The sequence below is a fragment of the Pirellulales bacterium genome (genome assembly GCA_035533075.1).
GTDB lineage: Bacteria > Planctomycetota > Planctomycetia > Pirellulales > JAICIG01 > DASSFG01.
In genome coordinates this window covers 1-18526 of the sequence record DATLUO010000140.1, presented here as the reverse complement: position 1 = coordinate 18526, position 18526 = coordinate 1, and the positions used below count along the sequence as shown (strand labels likewise).

Below are 18526 nucleotides of genomic sequence, written 5' to 3'. Positions count from 1 at the left end.
GCAAATTGCAAATTCGCAATTGGAAGCGAGGCGTGGAGCAGAAGACCAAAGCCCCAAGACTTGAATCCAAAATCCGCAATCCAAAATCCAAAATCGTCACATCCCGCATCCCGCATCCCGCATCCCGCATCCTGAACCCTGAACCCTCCATGCCGCCGCCCTTCCTGCTCCTGGCCTTCTTCAACCATCCCGCCATGCTGGCGTGGTTGGCGGCCGCGGCGGCGCCGTTGATCATCCATCTGCTTTCGCGGCGGCGCTATCGCGAGACGCAATGGGCCGCGATGCAATATCTGCTGGCCGCCGTCCGCAAAAACGCCCGCCGAATTCGCATCGAGCAGTGGCTGCTGCTGGCCGTGCGCACGCTGCTGGTGGTCCTGGTCGTGTTGGCGCTGGCCGAGCCTTATTTCACGCAGGCCGGGCTGAAGCTCATGTCGGGCGGACGCACGCACAAAGTGCTGGTGCTCGATGCGTCCTATTCGATGGCGTACGTCAACAACGACAAGAGCCGCTTCGACCGCGCCCGCGAGCTGGCCAAGCGAATCGTCGACGACAGCAGCCAGGGCGATGGCTTTACGCTCTTGCTGCTGGCGTCTCCGCCGCGTGTCGTCGTCGGCACGCCGGTCTTCGAGCGGCAGGATTTTCTCGAAGAACTCCAAAACGTGCGCGTACTCGATGCCGATGCCGATCTGCCGGGCACGCTGGCGAAGGTCGAGCAGGTGCTGACGGCGGCCCATCGCGAATACCCGCGGCTGGCCCACGACGAAGTCTATTTCCTCACCGATCTGGGCCGCAACACGTGGATGCCCGACCTGCGCGGGGCGACCGCTGTATCCGACTTTCGCGCCCGTAGCGAGCGATTGGCGGCGTCGGCAACGCTGGTGGTGGCCGACCTGGGGCAAGACGGCGCGGAAAACATCGCCGTCACCGGGCTGCGGCCGCTGGAGCCGTACGCCGCACTGGCCCGCGACACTCCGCTGGAAGCCGATCTGCACAACTTCGGGCGTCAGCAGCGGCCCCGCCAGCCCGTCGAGCTGTTCGTCGATGGCCGCCGCGCGGGCGAGTCGCGCGTCGATCTGCCGGCCAACGGTTCGGCGACGACGGCGCTCAACTACCGCTTCGATACGCCGGGCGACCACACGGTCGAGATCCGCGCGGCGGGCGACTCGTTGGATGTCGACAACCATCGTTGGCTGGCACTGCCCGTCGTCAGTCATCTGCGGGTGCTGTGCATCAACGGCAAGCCGGCGGGCGGCGATTTTCAGGGGGCCACCGATTATTTGGTGGTGGCGCTGGCGCCCAACGGGCCGACCGACGAGCGCTCGGTCATCCAGCCCGAAGTCATGACGGAGCGGGCATTGCTGGAAACCGATATCGATCAATACGATTGCGTGTTCCTTTGCAACGTGGCCCAGTTTACGGCGGGCGAAGCGCGCCTCCTCGACGCCTACGTGCGCGGCGGCGGCGGGTTGGTCGTGTTTCTGGGCGATCAGGTGCGGCCGGAGAATTACAATCAGCAATTGGCGGCCGAGGACGACGGCGTCCAGTTGCTAGCGGCGAAGCTGGGCCAGCCGGCGCCCTTGAATCGCGACGAGCCGTATCTTTTCAACGCGCTCGGCTACCAGCATCCGATCGTGGCCCCCTTCCGCGGGCGCGACCGGGCGGGCCTGCTCACCACGCCCACCTATCAATACATCAAGCTGCAGCCGGAAGAACCGTCCAAGGTGGCGCTGGCGTTCACGACCGGGGATGCCGCGATTGTGGAGCGTCGCGTCGGCGCGGGCCGCTCGATCGTGGTGGCGACGACTGCCGACGCGTCCTGGACCGGCTGGCCCATGTGGCCGAGTTATGTGCCCGTCGTGCAGGAACTCGTGGCCGCGGCCGTGCGGGGCCGGCTTGAAGAACGTAGTCTGAAGGTCGGCCAGACGCTTTCAGGCACGATCGCCGGCGGCGGCGAACTGTTGGTCACCATCGAGCCGCCCGTGGGAGAGCCGCAGGCGGTGCGGGCGGTGGCCGACGACGGTGCGAGCCATTGGACCTTCGAGGGCGTCGACCGCAGCGGCATGTACGGCGTTGATTTTGTCCCGCCGTTGGCGAAGCACGAGCTGTATGCGGCCAACGTCGATACGGCGGAGAGCGATTTAACGCGCATCACTCTCGATGACCTGCGCGACGACGTTTGGCCCGGCGTCGATTTCGAAGCGTTCGACGGCCGGGTTGCCGCCGAGGAGCCAAGTTCGGCCATCGTGCGGCAATATGCCCTGCACCATTGGCTGCTCTACGCCGCTTTAGCCTTGCTGCTGGTCGAGACCGGCCTGGCAAGCTGGCTGGGACGGCGGGCGGCGTAAGGTTTTTGACTGCTCAAGAATCCTGCATTTCCATCCGCAACCGGTTGCGGATGGAAAATCGCTGTACTTTTCGCGGCCAGCAACGAAACAGGCGAGCGGCACGTGTGCGCAGGCCGGAGCTGCACAGATTGTGCCGTTCGAGAGGGGCTTGAGGATGCGATTCTCGCTCGATGCAACGGTGACTCCATCGCGATGCTTGAGAATGCCGCCTTTAGGCGTTTTGATTCCGTTTCGGGTCGATTTCCCGTTCGTGGCGAAGCATCGCGGTGGCATCAGGCGCCGGCGGGCTGTCCAGCAATTCGCTGACCTTGACGCCGAGCGCGGCGGCCATCGCGATGATGTGATCCAAACTGGGGTTCGTCGATGAGCCCGACTCGTAAGCGGACCAGTGTGTCTGGCCGATCCCGGCGATCGCCGCCGCGTCGGCTTGCGTGAGTCCGTTGGCCTTGCGGCAGCGGCGGAGAGCTGCCGCGAAATGCGACTTGATGCTTCCGGCGGCTTCCGCTTTGTCCTTGATCTGACGGACGCGTTCGCGGCTCAAGCACCGCTCGTCGCAGATCTGCTTTCTCGACTTGCCTCGCGCAATGTCCGCCACGATTTGGAGCATCCTGACATTGGATGTGGGCTGCGCTACGCGCGGTTGGGCGCCATGTTCGGCGCAGGCCATTCTTACGTGGTTCGTCGCGACATGAAACTTCTCGGCCGCCGCCGTCACGGTAAGAACCTCCTTTCGCACCGCCATCGCAATCCGCCGGTGTTGCTCCGACCGCTTCTTGCCACGCGGCTCAAGCAGCGCCTCGTAAGCGGCGAAATCCTTCACGCAGGCATTGTGAACGGTCGTCGTGCTGACTCCGAACCTCTCGGCGACTTGGTTGACCGTCAGCCCCTCCACCTTCACCGCCAGCGTCATCCGCCGCCGCCTTTATCCAGCATGATTCAACACTCGTCGCCGTCTTCGGCGACCGCGGATTTCAGGCCATCGGTTTGCTCGTCGTGTGGGCCGCGTCGCTGTTGGGCTCCGCGTGGATAATCGCCGCCCTGTTGCGCCGCACGTCCTCGGCCGTCCGCTATTGTGTGTGGCAGTACGGCAAGAAACCGCACCCTTTTTAGTTTAACACCTGGACTGCGGTCCGCAATCAACGGCGACGGTTCGATGGTTCCGGTTCCGCTTCAGGGAAGCCCCGGCGACGGTTCCCCACGGATGGAGTACGGAATGCCCAAATCCCTCGCGTTTCGCGGCTTTTGCAAATTTGCAAAAGCCGTCGAGCGGACGTCCGCCAAAAAAGCACCTCCCAAGCCAGTTTGCGCGGAAACTCAAGGGGTTGGCGCGGCGACTGGCATCCGCCCACAGGGGAGCTTCCGCAGCCGAAGCGGCGCCCGTTCTGATGAGGTACGAGACAAGCAAATCGCCGTCTTTTTCCCACGGGTGCAAATTTGCACCCACGGGCAGCAGGCCCTTGCCCGCCGACCATCGCAGTGCTTCCCGCCGGGCCAGTCGCGGTGCTTAAATCACGGCACGGCTATCGATGCCACTCGTGTGAGGGGATAGTAACGAAATCCAGCACGTTTTTCGGTCTTTGCAAATTTGCAAAGACCGTGGAAGGCGAACGGAGCATCACAAGCCGGTTCGGCGCTAGACTCGTGATGCGTTGGCGCGTGCCTGCAACTGGCCATGCGGAAACACGTTGCAACACGCAGCGCACGCTGAGGGCCGTTGTTTTCCGCAAGCAAATGCGAGACCGAGGCGGTCGCCACGGATGCGGAACCGTTTTGCGAAAGCTATAATCGAAATCTCCTGTCGAACGCCCGGAGTACATCATGACCTCACGCTTACTTTCCCTTTTCGTTACCCTCTTTGCGTCGTTGACAATCGGCCCGCTTGCTCGGGCGGGTGAGTCGCCGCGAATCAAAGTGCTGTTTCTCGGCGACCAAGGGCACCACCGCCCGGCCGACCGCTTCCGCCAAATCGAGCCGGTGCTCGCTCGACGCGGGATCGACCTTGCGTACACCGAGAATGTCGGCGATCTCAAGGCCGGCACGCTGGCAAACTACGACGCTCTGCTGCTCTATGCCAACATCGACCGCATCGAGCCGGAACAGGAGCGGGCCCTCATCGACTACGTCGCCGCCGGACACGGCTTTGTGCCGCTGCACTGCGCCTCCTATTGCTTTCGCAACTCGGCCAAGATCGTGGAGTTGATCGGCGCACAGTTCGAGCGTCATGGGACGGGCGTGTTCAGCGAAGTGGTCGCCCGGCCCGATCATCCGCTGTTCAAAGGTTATGGCGGCTTCGGGAGCTGGGACGAAAGTTACGTGCATCATTTGCACAATACCAAGGACCGCGAAGTGCTCTCCTATCGCGTCGATGCCGAAGGCCGCGAGCCGTGGACGTGGATTCGCACGCACGGCAAAGGCCGCGTCTTCTACACCGCCTGGGGACACGACGAACGCACCTGGGGACATCCGGGCTTTCAGAACCTGATGGAGCGCGGCATCCGCTGGGCCGTCGGCCGCGACCCTGAGCAAGTCGCCCCCTATCCGCCGCTGACCGTGCCCGAAATGACCGCCCGGCGAAACGACGTAAAGCCGTTCGAATACGTCGAAGCCAACGTCCCCTACTATCCGCCCAGCGAGAAGTGGGGCACGATGGGCGAGCCGATCACCAAGATGCAGAAACCGCTCGGTCCGGAGGAGTCGATGAAACACTTCACGACGCCGGTCGGCTTCGAGGTGCGGCTGTTCGCGGCCGAACCGGACATCGTCAAGCCGATCGCCATGAATTGGGACGAGCGCGGCCGGCTGTGGATCGCCGAGACCTACGACTATCCCAACGAACTCAAGCCCGAAGGCGAGGGCCGCGACCGCATCAAGATTTGTGAAGACACCGACGGCGACGGTCGGGCAGACAAGTTTACCGTCTTCGCCGACAAGCTGAGCATTCCCACCAGCCTTACTTTCGCTCGCGGCGGCGTGATCGTGCAGCAGGCGCCCGACACGCTGTTTCTCAAAGACACCGACGGCGACGACAAGGCCGACGTGCGGCAAGTACTGTTCACCGGCTGGAACACGCGCGACACGCACGCCGGGCCGAGCAATCTGCAATACGGCTTCGACAACTGGATTTGGGGCATGGTCGGCTATTCGGGCTTCTACGGCGAGGTGGGCGGCGAGCACCACCGCTTCGGCCAGGGCTTTTATCGCTTGAGGCCCGACGGCTCGAAGCTGGAGTTTCTGCGCTCGACGAACAACAATACCTGGGGCATCGGTTTCAGCGAAGAGGGGACGGTGTTCGGCTCGACGGCCAACCGCAATCCGAGCGAATATCTGCCGGTCGCCAACCGCTACTATGAAGGCGTGCGCGGCTGGTCGGCCGGCCAGTTGAACGGCATCGCCGACACCTATCTCTTCCACCCGCCGACGGAAAAAATCCGCCAGGTCGATCAGCACGGCGGCTACACCGCGGCCGCCGGCCACGCGCTCTACACGGCCCGCGAGTATCCGCAAAACTATTGGAACCGCACGGCCTTTGTCACGGACGGCACCGGGCACCTCGTGGGCACCTTTGCCCTGATGCCCGACGGCGCCGGTTTCCACTCCACCAATCCGTTCAACCTGCTGGGGAGCGACGACGAGTGGAGCGCGCCGATCATGGCGGAGGTCGGGCCTGACGGGCACGTGTGGGTGATCGACTGGTACAACTACATCGTGCAGCACAATCCGACGCCCGCCGGGTTTAAGACCGGCAAGGGCGGCGCCTACGAGACCGAGCTGCGCGACAAGCGGCACGGCCGCATCTATCGGGTTGTCTACTCGGCGGCCCCGCGGCATCGGCCGTTTTCGCTTGCCGACGCGACGGCCGGCGAACTGGTCGAGACGTTGCGGCACTCGAACCTGTTCTGGCGACGGCATGCCCAGCGGCTGCTGGTCGAACGGGGCGAGCAAGACGTGGTGCCGCAGTTGCTCGACCTGGTGAAAGATCCCGATGTGGACGAGCTTGGCCTGAACACCGCGGCCATTCATGCTTTGTGGACGTTGCAGGGCTTGGGAGTTCTTGGCGGTGTGAATTCGGACGCACTGGCTGCGACGGTGGGCGCGATGCGACACGCATCGGCCGGCGTGCGGCGAAACGCTGTGGCGGTGCTGCCGCCAAGCCGAGAATCGCTCGACGCAATCTTGGCGTGCGGCGTGCTTGCCGACGACGACGCTCAGGTGCGGCTGGCGGCCCTGTTGGCGCTATCGGAGATGCCGGCCAGCACGAAAGCCGGTCGGGCGATTGCCGCCATGCTTTTCCGGCCAGAGAACCTCTTCGACAAATGGTTGCCCGACGCCGCCACGGCCGCCGCGGCCAGGCACGATCGGGCGTTTCTCGCGGAGGTGGCCACGACGACGATGCCTCCCGCTTCTGTAGGGAACGCCCTCCGTGGCGTTCCGGGACCAGGCGGTGCGTCCACCCCGCGGAACGCCACGGAGGGCGTTCCCTACAGAAGGGCGGTGTCCATCGTCGCCGAGCACTATGCCCGCGGTGGGCCGACCGATTCTGTGAACTCGCTGCTGGTGACGCTCGACCGCGCCGATCCGCGATTGGCCGAGACGATCATCGCCGGGCTGGCCAAAGGATGGCCGAAAAACCAAAAAGTCGCCCTCAGCGCGGAGGCCGAGAAGGCCCTGGCCAACATCTTGCCGCGGCTTGCCACCGGCCCGCAGGGTCAGCTCGTCAAGCTCGTTACCGCTTGGGGCAACGAGACATTCCAGAAGTACGCCGACGAAATCGCCCAATCGCTCACGGCGGCCGTGGGAGACGAAAAACTCGGCGAAGACAAACGCATTGCGGCCGCCCGGCAGCTTGTCGACTTCCGCGGCGGCCAATCGGACGTGATCGGACCGCTGGTGGAACTCATCGTCTCGCCGCGCACTCCGCCCGACGTTTCCGCCGGTTTGATCGATGCCCTGGCGCAAAGCGAATCGAAGGACGTCGGCACGGCGCTAGTCGAAAAGTTCGGCGTGCTCACCCCGGCGGCCAAAAGATCGGCGGTCCGCGTACTGCTCGGCCGGCCGACGTTGACGCGCGCGTTTCTCGACGGGCTGGCCGAGGGCAAGTTGCAGTTGGCCGACCTGACGCTCGATCAGAAACAGGCGCTCGCCGCGCATCCCGATCGCGAGATCGCCAAGCGGGCCAAGGAGGTACTCGCCCGCGACAAAGGATTGCCGAGTCCCGACCGCCAGAAGGTGCTCGACGAGCTTTTGCCGCTGGCCAAGAAGAGCGGCGATGCCGCGGCCGGCAAAGAGGTGTTCAAGCAGCAGTGCCTGAAGTGCCATACGCACAGCGGCGAAGGGAACCGCATCGGCCCCGACCTGACCGGCATGGCCGTGCATCCCAAGGCCGAGCTGCTCACGCACATCATCGACCCCAGCCGCAACGTCGAAGGCAACTATCGCGTCTACACCGTGCTCACCGACGACGGCCGCGTGCTCAACGGCCTGTTGGCCGGCGAAACGAAGACCGCCATCGAGCTCATCGACGCCGAAGCCAAGCGGCACCCCGTGCTCCGCGAGAACATCGAGGAACTCGTGGCTTCGACGAAGTCGCTCATGCCCGAAGGGTTTGAGAAGCAGGTGCCGCCGGAGGCGATCGTCAATCTGCTGGAGTTTCTCACGCAACGCGGGCAATTCATGCCGCTCGATCTGGGCCGCGTGGCGACGATCGTCAGCACGCAGGGCATGTTCTACAGCAAGGAGGCCGGCGCCGAGCGGCTGATTTTCCCGGACTGGTCGCCGAAGACGTTCGAGGGCGTGCCCTTCCAGCTTGTCGACCCGCAGGGCGACCGCGTGCCGAACGCCGTGATGCTTTATGGCCCCACCGGCAAGTTCCCGCCGACGATGCCCAAGTCGGTGAGCCTGGTGTACAACGCGCCGGCCAAGGCGGTCCATTTCCTCAGCGGCGTGAGCGGCTGGGGAGCGCAGGGCGAGCTGAAGGGCGGCAGCGTGTCGTTGATCGTGCGGCTGCACTACGCCGACGGCGAAACGGAGGAGCACGCGCTGCGCAACGGCGAGCACTTTGCCGACTACATCGGCCGCTTCGAGGTGCCCAAGTCGAAGCTGGCCTTCATGCTCCGCAACCAACAAATCCGCTACTTCGCCATCCACCCCGCCCGCCGCGACGCGATCGAGCGGATCGAGCTGGTCAAAGGCCCCGACCACACCGCCCCGGTGGTGATGGCCGTGACGGTCGAAAGTTTTTGATGCGACGGCGGCGACTCGCGCCGCTGGCCTGTGGCAGGCAAGGGATTGCGTATTCGTAAAGCAAGCCGCCCCTTGCCGCAAGCCCGAAATTGCTTTCCGTTGCGTGATCTTGTTTCAGCCTAGCAAGTTACGATCATAAATCATCATGGGCCGAGCCACCACGCAACCGCCGGTTTTGCTGATCATGGCCGTTGTCAGCCGCTATCCGGAGGCCCTCGACTGGGCGGCCGATCGCAGCAGCCGGGCCTGGAGTCCCATCGCCGACCGCAGCCAAGCCTTCGCCTTCACCGAGACCGATTACTACCGATCCACGATGGGGGAGGGCCTGCTGAAGCAGTTTTTGGCATTCGAGCGGCCGATCGACCCTGCCCGGCTGCCGCAGATCAAGCTTGAGACGGGCGACTGGGAGCAGGAATACGCCCGGCTCGCCCGGCACGCGGAGCCGCGGCCGTTGAATCTCGACCCCGGCTACTTGACGGTGGCCAAGCTGGTGCTGGCTTCGACCAAAGACCATTCGCACCGACTGTATTTGGGCGAGGGCATCTACGGCGAGGTGACGCTCTACTTTCGCGACGGGCGCTGGCAGCATCGCGATTGGACCTACCCCGACTATCGCCGGCCCGATTTTCAGGACTTCTTTTTGCGATTGCGTGACGACTGGCAGCGCCGCATTCGGGAGGCCCGACGCGCGTGACCTGGCTGATTCTGGGGGCATCGTTGCCAAGCCTGCTTGTGTCGCTGGCCGTGGCCTATCTGGTGCGCCGCTGGGCGCCGCGCTGGGGGCTGGTCGACCGCCCAGGCCATCGCAAGGTCCACAGCGTGGCCACTCCGCTGGGCGGCGGACTGGCGGTGTTCACGGGCATCGTCGCGCCGCTGGCCTGCGGTTATCTGGCCTTGCTGCTGGTGTCCGGCCGTTTGCCATTGCCGCCGTTCATCGCGACGCATGTGCCCGGCTTGCTGAGTCAGGCGCCGAAGCTCTGGTTTCTGCTGGCGGGAGGAGCTGTGCTGGTGGTGTTAGGGCTGATCGACGATCGCCGCGGGCTGGATTGGCGGTGGCGGCTGGCCGTGCAAACGGCGGTGGCGTCGGCATTGGTTTGGCGGTGGGAAGGATGGCGGCTGTCGCTCTATATCCTCGATCACGCGTGGATCACGATGCCGCTGAGCGTGCTCTGGATCGTGGGGCTGATCAACTCATTCAACATGCTCGACAATATGGACGGCCTGTCGGCGGGCGTGGCGGCCATCGCGGCGGCGATGCTGGTGATCGTGCTGCTGACCACGCCCGACCCTGTGACGCGGGCGCCGCAGCTTTTCGTGGCCGGGTTTCTGCTGGTGCTGGCCGGCTCGCTCGTCGGCTTTTTGTGGCACAATCGTCCGCCGGCGCGGCTGTTCATGGGCGACGCCGGCAGTTACCTGGTCGGATACTGCCTGGCCACGGCCACGAGCATGGCCACATTCACCGGCGGCAACCTGCCGCCGCACACCATTCTGGCGCCGTTGTGCATCCTGGCGGTGCCGCTCTACGACACGATCACGGTGGTCATCATCCGTCTGCGTCAGGGCCGAAGCCCCTTCGAAGGCGACAAGAACCATTTTTCGCACCGACTCGTGGAGCTGGGCATGACCAAAGGCCAAGCCGTGCTTACCATCTACCTGACCACGGCTACCTGCGGCCTGGCCGGATTGCTGCTGCACCAGGTCGACGCCGTCGGTGCCGTCGTCGTCGTGCTGCAAGTGCTCTCGACGATCACGGTGATTTGCGTGTTGGAGATGACGGGGAGAAAACGAAACGGCGACGGTTAGCTTCGGGCATTTCCCACCGTCAACAGGTTGCGGGCAGTTGCAATCAGCCGGTCGATCGGGACGCCATTCGCCGCCGTCGGCACCAGGCCATGCGCCAACTGGGTGCGAATCGCGTATGCCCGCTTCAAGTCATCGTATTCCTCGCGCGACAGAATGCCGTTGGAATACAAATTGCCCAACAAGCCCAGCGGGGCGATCCGGCCGTACCGGTTGGCGTCGCTAACCGCCCGCCTCATTGCCGCCTCCAGCCCGGCCCAAGCGAGCAGGTAGCCCGCATTGAGATCGCCGGCACGCGCCGTCGATTCCGCACGGTTCAGCATTTCCACAATCTCGTCCACGGACGGTTGTCGCGCGTCGTCGGCGAACTTTTCGAGGAAGTTTTGACGCTCGAGCACGACCAGATCAAACCTCCAATTCGGCTGCGAGTTGACAACCTGTGCCCGCTCTTGGATCCGCGGGTCCTGTTGCAGCGCACGTTGATTGCGCTTGACTTCCACGATGACATGCTCACCGCCTCTGGACGCGAGCAAATCTACGGGAAACCCGGAAACGAATGCGGGCAGTTGGCTCGGGTCCGGAGCGACGATGACCTGATAGCCTTCATCCTGATACTCGTTGACGACCTGGGCGAGACTGTCGTGGCTGACCATCGTTTCCTCCTTATCCGGGAATTTGCAAAACCTGCGGGGCGTCTTCGATGCGGACATAGACGAATGCGTCGCCCACGGAAGACGCTGCCAGCAAAACCGCCGACCCACGTCGAATCATAATCGGCGCCTCAATGGGATATTGTACCGTCTCGGAGTAAGTGATCTGGCGGTCATCCTCGTAGACCAGGCCGTTCAAGGCGTCGCGGACCGGTTTGACCATATTATCGTCGTCGAGTGAAGGCCAGTCGTCTTCGTGAAAGTAAATGATCGTACACTTCAGCTTGCCCATGAGCGGCCGGTTTGCACCCCATCGCCTGGCAGCCTCCGTGCGAACGGCCGCCTTCCAAAGGGCCAAGGCCGCCTTGTTTCTCGATTGATGCGACACGGGAGGTCCAGGGACGGTAAACTCGAGAAGCGGCATGCTCGCGACCCTTGCCTTGGCCGTCAACGTTGAGCGACAATGGCCGCGAAAGCGAAGCGACCTCCCTTTTACGCTACCATCGCCTGGGCATCGCGTCTAGCTCGTGCAGCACTCGGGCACTCGGCACACTCAGCAGGCAGACTTTGGTTTTCGCCACTTGCGCAGTATCCTGAACCCTCTCGAGGTAGTTGCCGTGCTGCTAAAGGGCTTGCCGTTGGAGACCGTGCGTCTGGTGTCGCCGCGAGCGGTCCGAGGCTATGCGGAGCGCCTTGGATGGCAGCACGTCGTCGACATTGAGGGGAGAATCACAGTCTACCAAAACCCACGCGATTCACTGCGGCAATTAATCGTGCCGGTGCATGAACGGCTCGACGATTACGCGGAAAGAACCGTCGAAGCAATTCATAAACTTGCTGAATTTGAAAACCGGCCGGCCCACGAGGTTCTCGAGGACTTGTTGCATCCGCGTTTCCCCAGAAATCCGTAGGTCAGGAGCTGATGATGTTTGAAACCGCCCGACTCTCGACATGTTTCGCCGCCGTTTCGACGATGCTGATGTGGTCCGTGACGCTGAACGCTGCCGAGCCAGTCTATCAGGGCAGGACGCTCAATTCGTGGCTCGAAGACTTGGCGTACGGGCGATATCCCGACATGGAGAAGGATCGTCTGGCGACCGAGGCAATCCGGGCGATAGGTGCGGACGCACTGCCCTTGCTAATCAAACGATTCCAAGTGCCGCCGCATCTTACCGAAGAGATGGCCGAACAAATGGATGATTACCAGGCGCTTTCGCAGTCGCTGTCCGCGCTTCGCATTCTCGGCGATAGGGCAAGTCCCGCTATCCCGGCGCTCATTGAGCGGCTAGCACCGGCACGCCGGGCAACGTCGTTGTCTGGACCTTTGGCACTGCGCTTGGGCCGGAGGACGACTTTTGCGGCACTTGCCTTGAGTGAAATCGGGGAAAAGTCCGTAGCGCCACTCATTGCGGCACTTTCTGCGGAAGAAGTTGACACGCGCTTTGGGGCCGCCATGGCGCTGGAGTATTTCAAGAAGTATGCCGACCGCGCCGTGCCGGCATTAATCAAGGCGCTGGCCGATTCTGACAAGGACGTCCGTTGGAGGGCGGCAAGGTCTCTCGGTTGTCAGCGATCGTTGCCGAAATTGTCGCTGCCGGCCCTGGCCAAGTTGCTTAGGGGGGATCCTGAAGCGAACGTGCGAATTTATGCCATTGGTGCGATTGAAAAGTTCGGCTCCGAAGCCGAAATAGCGCTCGCTGACCTCAGTGCCGCGACACGCGATACGAATAGCGTGGTACGCGACTCGGCGCGCACGGCCCTGGCGCATCTACAAGCCGGTGAGTGATGGTTTTGGAATCGACCATGCATGGGGGCCGTTTGCGTCGCGTGGCCGGACTGGTGCGTAAAGAATCGCTGCAGATCGTGCGCGATCCGAGCAGCTACCTGATCGCCGGCCTGTTGCCGCTGGTCCTGCTGTTTCTGTTCGGCTACGGCGTGTCGCTCGACCTGCGGCGCGTCGAAATCGGCCTGGTCGTCGAGCAACCGACGCCGGAGGCCGAAAGCCTCGTCTCCGCATTTCGCAATTCGCCCTACTTTCACGTTCACCTTGCCCGCACGCGGCGGCAGTTCCAAAACGACCTGGTTGCCGGACGGCTGAAAGGGGTTGTGGTGCTGGCGTCCGATTTTGGCGACCGCATGGGAGGCGGCGCGACCGCGCCGGTGCAGGCGATCGTCGATGGCAGCGAACCCAACACGGCCGGCCTGGTGGCCTATTATGTGCAAGGAGTGTGGAGCACCTGGGTCGCCGAAGAGAGGCTCTCGCGCGTCGGGCTGGCCGCGCGGGCCATCACTCCGCGGATCAGCGTCGAGCCGCGGTATTGGTTCAACCCGGAGCTGCGAAGCCAGAATTTCCTGGTGCCCGGCTCGATGGCCATCATCATGAGCCTGATCGGCACGCTGCTCACGGCACTGGTCGTGGCCCGCGAGTGGGAGCGGGGCACAATGGAAGCCCTGATGGCCACGCCGATCAGCCGCGCGGAGTTTCTGCTCGGCAAGTTGCTGCCTTATTTTGCATTGGGCATGGCCGCGATGGGCCTGGCCGCCACCGCGGCTGTAATCCTGTTCGACGTTCCCTTTCGCGGATCGGTGCTTGCCTTGGTGATCGTTTCGGCGGCCTTCTTGCTGGCCATGTTGCCGTTGGGGCTCTTCATTTCGACGGTGAGCCGCAATCAGTTCGCCGCCAGCCAGGCGGCCTTGATCGCGGCCTTTTTGCCGGCGTTCGAGCTGTCGGGCTTCATCTTCGAGATCGACAGCATGCCGCTGCCGATTCGCGCCCTGACCTACATCTTGCCTGCCCGTTATTTTGTTCCCTCACTGCAAACGCTCTTTCTGGCGGGCGACGTGCCGGACGTGCTCGTACCCAACACGCTGGCCTTGGCGGCGTTCGCAGCGGTGCTGTTCGTCTTGTTGATGCGGGCCACACGCCTGCGATTGGAGTGACGCCATGATCGACCGCGTGACGTCACTGGTAATCAAAGAGCTGCTGGCCCTGTGGCGCGACCGCAAGAGCCGGGTGATCCTGATCGTGCCGCCGCTGTTCCAGATGCTGATCTTCAGCTTCGCCGCCACCGAGGAAGCCAAGAACGTGCGGATGGCGGTGCTCAACCGCGATCCTGGCACGGCCTCGCGCGACCTGATTGCGCGCTTCGAAGGGGCCCCCACCTTTAGCCGCATCGACTATCTGAAGTCCGACGAGGAAATGGCCCAGGTGATCGACTCGCGGCAGGCGCTGATGGTGCTGCACATTCCGCCCGACTTCTCGCGCGAGGTGTGGGCAAACCGCCCGGCCAAGGTGCAGCTTGTGCTCGACGGCCGGCGCTCGAACGCTTCCCAACTCGTGGCCGGATACTCGGCGGCGATCGTCGAGGCTTACAGTGCCGAGCTTCCGCGGCGGCGGCGCACTCCGCGGCCGGCCAGCGTCGTAGTGGCCCGCACCTGGTTCAATCCCAACCTGATGAGCACCTGGCACTCGGTCCCCAGCCTGGTGGCCATTCTCACGACGTTGATGGGCGTGGTGGTGACGGCGCTTTCCGTGGCCCGCGAGCGCGAGCTGGGCACCTTCGAGCAGCTTCTCGTCTCGCCGCTCAGCCCCACGGAGATCATTATCGGCAAGACGGCGCCGGCGCTCTTGGTCGGCGTGGCCGAAGCGTCGGGCATGATCTTGGTGGGTGTGCTGGCCTTCCGCGTGCCGCTGCACGGCTCACTCGCGTTGCTCTATGCCGCCATGGTCGTCTACTTGTTCGCGGTGATCGGTGTGGGGTTGTTCATCTCGGCCCTGGCCAAGACGCAGCAGCAGGCGATTCTGGGAGGGTTCGTGTTCATGGTGCCGGCCATGCTGCTTTCCGGATTTGCCAGCCCGATCGAGAACATGCCCGACTGGCTGCAATACGTCAGCTACGCCAATCCAATCCGTTACTTCATGGTGGTGGTGAAGGGCGTGTTTCTGAAAGACATGCCCGCCGCGGTCGCCCTGGCCTACATCTGGCCGATGGCCGTGATTGCGACGGTGACGCTCTCAGCCGCCACGCTGCTCTTTCGGCGGCGGATGGAATAGGCCCTATGAGATCCTTACTTTCCCGGCAATTCCCAGACCGGGCTGAACTCTCCGACACGGTCGCGCAACGGTCGAACTGGGTCTCACGCTGGTGCCCCTGAAGATGTACTTCAAACAGGGCCGCGTGAAGCTGCTCAGGGGCATTTGCCGCGGCCGCAAACTGCACGACAAGCGCGAGAGGATCAAGAAAGCCTCGGTCCAACGCGACATCGCCCGGGCCTTGCGGCGGAAGCGAGGGGTAGCAGACTTCACCATGGCCAAACGCATTCGCGTGCTTGATTCGGCCAACCGAACCATGCAACGGCTCGGCTATTTGAAGCCGCTTTGCGCCTTGGTCAACAAGACCGAAACCAGCAACTTGGAAACGCTCGGCAAACGCCTCATCGAGTGTGTCACGAAACGAGTCGTCGTCTCGTCCCCGCTCGACGCTCAAACGCGCGAGTACGTGACAAACCGGCTTACGCACCGCTCGTATCACGACTTGGGTAATGCGGTGCTCGAACCGGCGAACGGCGCACCGGTACGTTTGGAAATCCAGGACGTCTGCCTGGCCGACGCGAGGCTTCCATCGCGCACCGGCAAATTGGCAGAGGCCAGTTGGCGGCGATATCCCTATCTCGGCACGTCGCTGGAGCTGATCAGGAAAGGGACTTACTCGCCGCTCACGCGCAGCCTGGTCTTGCTCGCCCTTACGCCGGGAGCGGAGTTGCTCAAAACGCTCCAGAAGCGCGACCCGGCGTTCGTGCGTTTTACCGTCGACCGCATGGGCATGTTGGCCTACGTCAAGTTTCTCAAGCCTGCTCCGGAGGCCGCCACGTGAAACCGGTTGCCGCCTATCTCGACCGCCTGTTCGAAATCCGCGCGAGCAGAAGAGGCACGCCGGAACTTTCCTACCGCGCGGCCCTGGAAAATCTGCTCAATGCCGTCGGGGCGGAGCTTGATCCGGCCGTCCGCGCGACCGCGGAACTGGCCGACACCGGCTCGGGGCGACCCGATTTCGGCCTCGCCAAGGCCAAGTCGGGCAACCTGCGGGCCGTGGTGGAGGTCAAGGCGCTCGGTGAATCGGTGCCTGAGACCGCCGGCGGCGAACAGGTGACGCGCAACGGCAAGCGATATGGAAGCCGACGGATGTTGCCACGCAAGCCTCGCGCCCGCTTGCATTCACCGCCCAACCTGCTAGTTTGCCTGCTGCATTGCGCCTGCCTGCGTCGGGTACGCGCGCGAAAGCACCTCGCGGTGCGCTTGGCGGAGGGCATCGGGTGAGCAACGTTCAGGAGGTCATCGGTTGCCGGCATCCGCGTCACATTTGTGTCGCTCAAGCCGACCGGTCGCCTGGCCTGATGGCCGATCTGCTGAGCGGCCGCATGCGTGTATCCGCGAAAATTGAAACGGGGGGCGCGTGATGTCGCGAGTCGCCATACCGCCGTGGACAGCAACCGGCATTCTGCCGCCGATCGACGCGACACGACCGGCAAGCTCGGAGCGGTCGCCGTACTTCGTTTCTCTGTCGGAGGTGGTGCTGCGGTTCAACACATCGCCCCAGCGGCATGCCATTCTCGACGGATTGCTGCGGTATCGAAGTCGATTGCACGCGGTGGGATTGACGCGCGGATTCCAGTGGCTCGACGGCAGCTTTTTGGAGAACATCGAGCTACTGGAAGACCGCGCCCCAAATGACCTGGACGTGGTGACCTTTTTTCACCTGCCCGCCGGGGCCACGCAGCTTGAAATCCAAGCCCGAAATCCGGGCCTTTTTCCGCGCACGAAGGATGAACGCCTGGCGTTCAAAAATGTCTATAATATGGATGCCTATCTGGTGGACCTGGCGACGGCTGCGGACCGGCTTATTGAAAGAAGCACCTATTGGTACAGCATGTGGTCGCACCGGCGCGACGCGCGGTGGAAGGGCTACTTGACAATTGATTTGGCCTTCGTGGAAGACGGCACGGCGGCCGCCTATCTGAGTGCGGCCCCGCCGACGGGAGCTACGCCATGAACATTCAGGAACACAATCAGCTTCGTAGCGAACAGACCGCCCTGCGGCGCATGCTGGCCGGTATTCCGCGCGAGAACGTGCTCGATCGGTCCGGCTTGGAGGCCCGTTTGGAGGAAGTTGACGAGCGGCTCGCCGCGGGCGGGGCGCCGCGGCGCGGACCCGCGCGGGCGGTGCTCACGTTTGGCGGTCGGCCGGTGCTCGACTGCCGAGGGATTTTCGCCGACTTTGGCAGCCAGGCGGCCAACCGATTTGCCGACGCGGTGGCCAAGGTCGCCGCCGGTCTTGCGGCGCCGTTGGCCGCCATGGGGCCGGTCCCCAATCGTGCCGACAGCCAATTGTTGATCACGAGCACTGCTGTCGGATCGTTCGGCTTCGAGTTCGAGGAGTATCGCCCCAATGTGCTCGATTTCGGCGACGAGAACCCAGCGGGCCAAGCTCTTGAAATCGTTCGGGGCTTGTTGGAAGGTACGCGAGGCAGCGACGACGACCTGGCCGATTCCGCGTCGGCGGCTGATCCGCGTGCCGTTGCGGCGGTCCGCGAATTCCTGGAGCTGCTTGCCTCGAACGAAGCCGTTTGCGCGCTGGAGTTTAACGAGCGGGCCTCACGCTTTCGCGATGTCGGCGAGGTCCGCCGCGCCGTGGCGCGATTGAGCCGCGAAAACCTGCGAGAGGAGCGAAAGACGCTGCACGGCGAGTTTCTCGGCGTGCTGCCGGAATCGCGGCGGTTTGAGTTCAGGCTCTCCGCCGAGAGCGAAGTGATTCGCGGCAAGGTCGGTCCAGGGGTGGCCGATCCCGACTCGATCAACCGCCATCTGCACCAGCCCACAGAGATTTCGGTGATGGCGACTCAGGTCGGCAGCGGCAAACCTCGGTACGTCTTGCTGAGCGTACCAGCCTGGGAATGACAACGAGCGTCATTGATAGGGAATCTGAGGTCGTCGAAAAGCCCTTCGGCCGGCAGCTCGCGGCAATGGGTTGGCAATGGATCGAGGGCCACCCGGACCTGCCAGTTGCTCCGCTACTCCAACCAGCGACGCGAAGTATGGCCGCACCTCTATACCAGGACAACGAGGGAAATGAGCAGCGTGGCGGAAGAGCTGGGCTTGATCGGGCCGCCGAGCGACGAGATTCTCGCCTCGATCTTCGGGCACTTCGGTTTTCGGCTCGAATCCATCGAGCGGATGCGCAAGCGTCAGCGCAAGAGCGGCCTCCACGAAGCCGTCATCTTCAGACGTCATCCAGCGATTCGCTTCGGGCGGTCGGGAACTGTTCGGGCGGTCGCGAACTGTAGTGTCACTCAATCAGCCAGCCGACCTTTTCGAGCTCTTTCTCGATTCTCGCCGCCGCGACGGGCGTTTCGAGAATGATCGGAACATCTTTGGGCAGAAGGCGGGACACTCGGCGAAAGGCGAGCATGCTTTCGTAGTTCAAAGGTTCATGG

At 63.5% G+C, this 18526-nt stretch carries 15 protein-coding genes; 12 read left to right on the top strand and 3 right to left on the bottom strand.

The window, feature by feature from the left end:
• Window positions 1–149 precede the first annotated feature (149 nt).
• Entirely contained in the window at window positions 150–2345 is a 2196-nt protein-coding gene (locus VNH11_18045) for a BatA domain-containing protein (protein HVA48273.1), read from the top strand.
• A gap of 211 nt (window positions 2346–2556) precedes the next feature.
• Here the strand turns inward: VNH11_18045 and VNH11_18040 are convergent, their stop codons facing one another.
• Window positions 2557–3060, bottom strand: coding sequence for a helix-turn-helix domain-containing protein (locus VNH11_18040; protein HVA48272.1), 504 nt, complete (start codon window positions 3058–3060; stop codon window positions 2557–2559).
• 1103 nt (window positions 3061–4163) lie between these two features.
• Here VNH11_18040 and VNH11_18035 point away from each other — a divergent pair.
• From VNH11_18035 to VNH11_18025, 3 genes are all read left to right on the top strand, one after another.
• Window positions 4164–8585, top strand: a complete 4422-nt coding sequence (locus tag VNH11_18035) for a PVC-type heme-binding CxxCH protein (GenBank protein ID HVA48271.1) — start codon at window positions 4164–4166, stop codon at window positions 8583–8585.
• 145 nt (window positions 8586–8730) lie between these two features.
• Window positions 8731–9279 (top strand): DUF4416 family protein, encoded by a 549-nt coding sequence (locus VNH11_18030; GenBank protein ID HVA48270.1) that lies wholly within the window; start codon window positions 8731–8733, stop codon window positions 9277–9279.
• A complete protein-coding gene (locus VNH11_18025; protein HVA48269.1) occupies window positions 9276–10388 on the top strand; it encodes an MraY family glycosyltransferase in 1113 nt (370 codons plus the stop codon). Before VNH11_18030 ends, VNH11_18025 begins: the two co-directional genes overlap by 4 nt.
• Here the strand turns inward: VNH11_18025 and VNH11_18020 are convergent.
• Both VNH11_18020 and VNH11_18015 read right to left on the bottom strand, forming a co-directional pair.
• Complete coding sequence (locus tag VNH11_18020; protein ID HVA48268.1) at window positions 10385–11038, bottom strand: hypothetical protein; 654 nt, start codon at window positions 11036–11038, stop codon at window positions 10385–10387. The genes VNH11_18025 and VNH11_18020 overlap by 4 nt on opposite strands.
• 10 nt (window positions 11039–11048) lie before the next feature.
• Window positions 11049–11423, bottom strand: coding sequence for a RusA family crossover junction endodeoxyribonuclease (locus VNH11_18015; GenBank protein HVA48267.1), 375 nt, complete (start codon window positions 11421–11423; stop codon window positions 11049–11051).
• Window positions 11424–11652: 229 nt separating this feature from the next.
• On the opposite strand from VNH11_18015, the gene VNH11_18010 reads away from it, so the two are divergent.
• The 8 genes from VNH11_18010 (at window position 11653) to VNH11_17975 (ending at window position 17990) form a co-directional block, all read left to right on the top strand.
• Window positions 11653–11946: a hypothetical protein gene (locus VNH11_18010; protein ID HVA48266.1), complete on the top strand. Its 294-nt coding sequence runs from the start codon at window positions 11653–11655 to the stop codon at window positions 11944–11946.
• 11 nt (window positions 11947–11957) lie between these two features.
• Window positions 11958–12821, top strand: coding sequence for a HEAT repeat domain-containing protein (locus tag VNH11_18005; GenBank protein ID HVA48265.1), 864 nt, complete (start codon window positions 11958–11960; stop codon window positions 12819–12821).
• Window positions 12822–12838: 17 nt separating this feature from the next.
• Complete coding sequence (locus tag VNH11_18000; GenBank protein HVA48264.1) at window positions 12839–13975, top strand: ABC transporter permease; 1137 nt, start codon at window positions 12839–12841, stop codon at window positions 13973–13975.
• Window positions 13976–13979: 4 nt separating this feature from the next.
• Window positions 13980–15089, top strand: coding sequence for an ABC transporter permease (locus VNH11_17995; protein ID HVA48263.1), 1110 nt, complete (start codon window positions 13980–13982; stop codon window positions 15087–15089).
• 76 nt (window positions 15090–15165) lie between these two features.
• On the top strand, window positions 15166–15909 hold the full coding sequence (locus tag VNH11_17990) for an SsrA-binding protein (protein ID HVA48262.1): 744 nt from the start codon (window positions 15166–15168) through the stop codon (window positions 15907–15909).
• A complete protein-coding gene (locus tag VNH11_17985; protein ID HVA48261.1) occupies window positions 15906–16352 on the top strand; it encodes a hypothetical protein in 447 nt (148 codons plus the stop codon). Before VNH11_17990 ends, VNH11_17985 begins: the two co-directional genes overlap by 4 nt.
• A gap of 139 nt (window positions 16353–16491) precedes the next feature.
• Window positions 16492–17085 (top strand): hypothetical protein, encoded by a 594-nt coding sequence (locus VNH11_17980; GenBank protein ID HVA48260.1) that lies wholly within the window; start codon window positions 16492–16494, stop codon window positions 17083–17085.
• Window positions 17082–17990: a hypothetical protein gene (locus tag VNH11_17975; GenBank protein ID HVA48259.1), complete on the top strand. Its 909-nt coding sequence runs from the start codon at window positions 17082–17084 to the stop codon at window positions 17988–17990. The genes VNH11_17980 and VNH11_17975 overlap by 4 nt, the downstream gene beginning before the upstream one ends.
• Window positions 17991–18526: the final 536 nt, after the last annotated feature.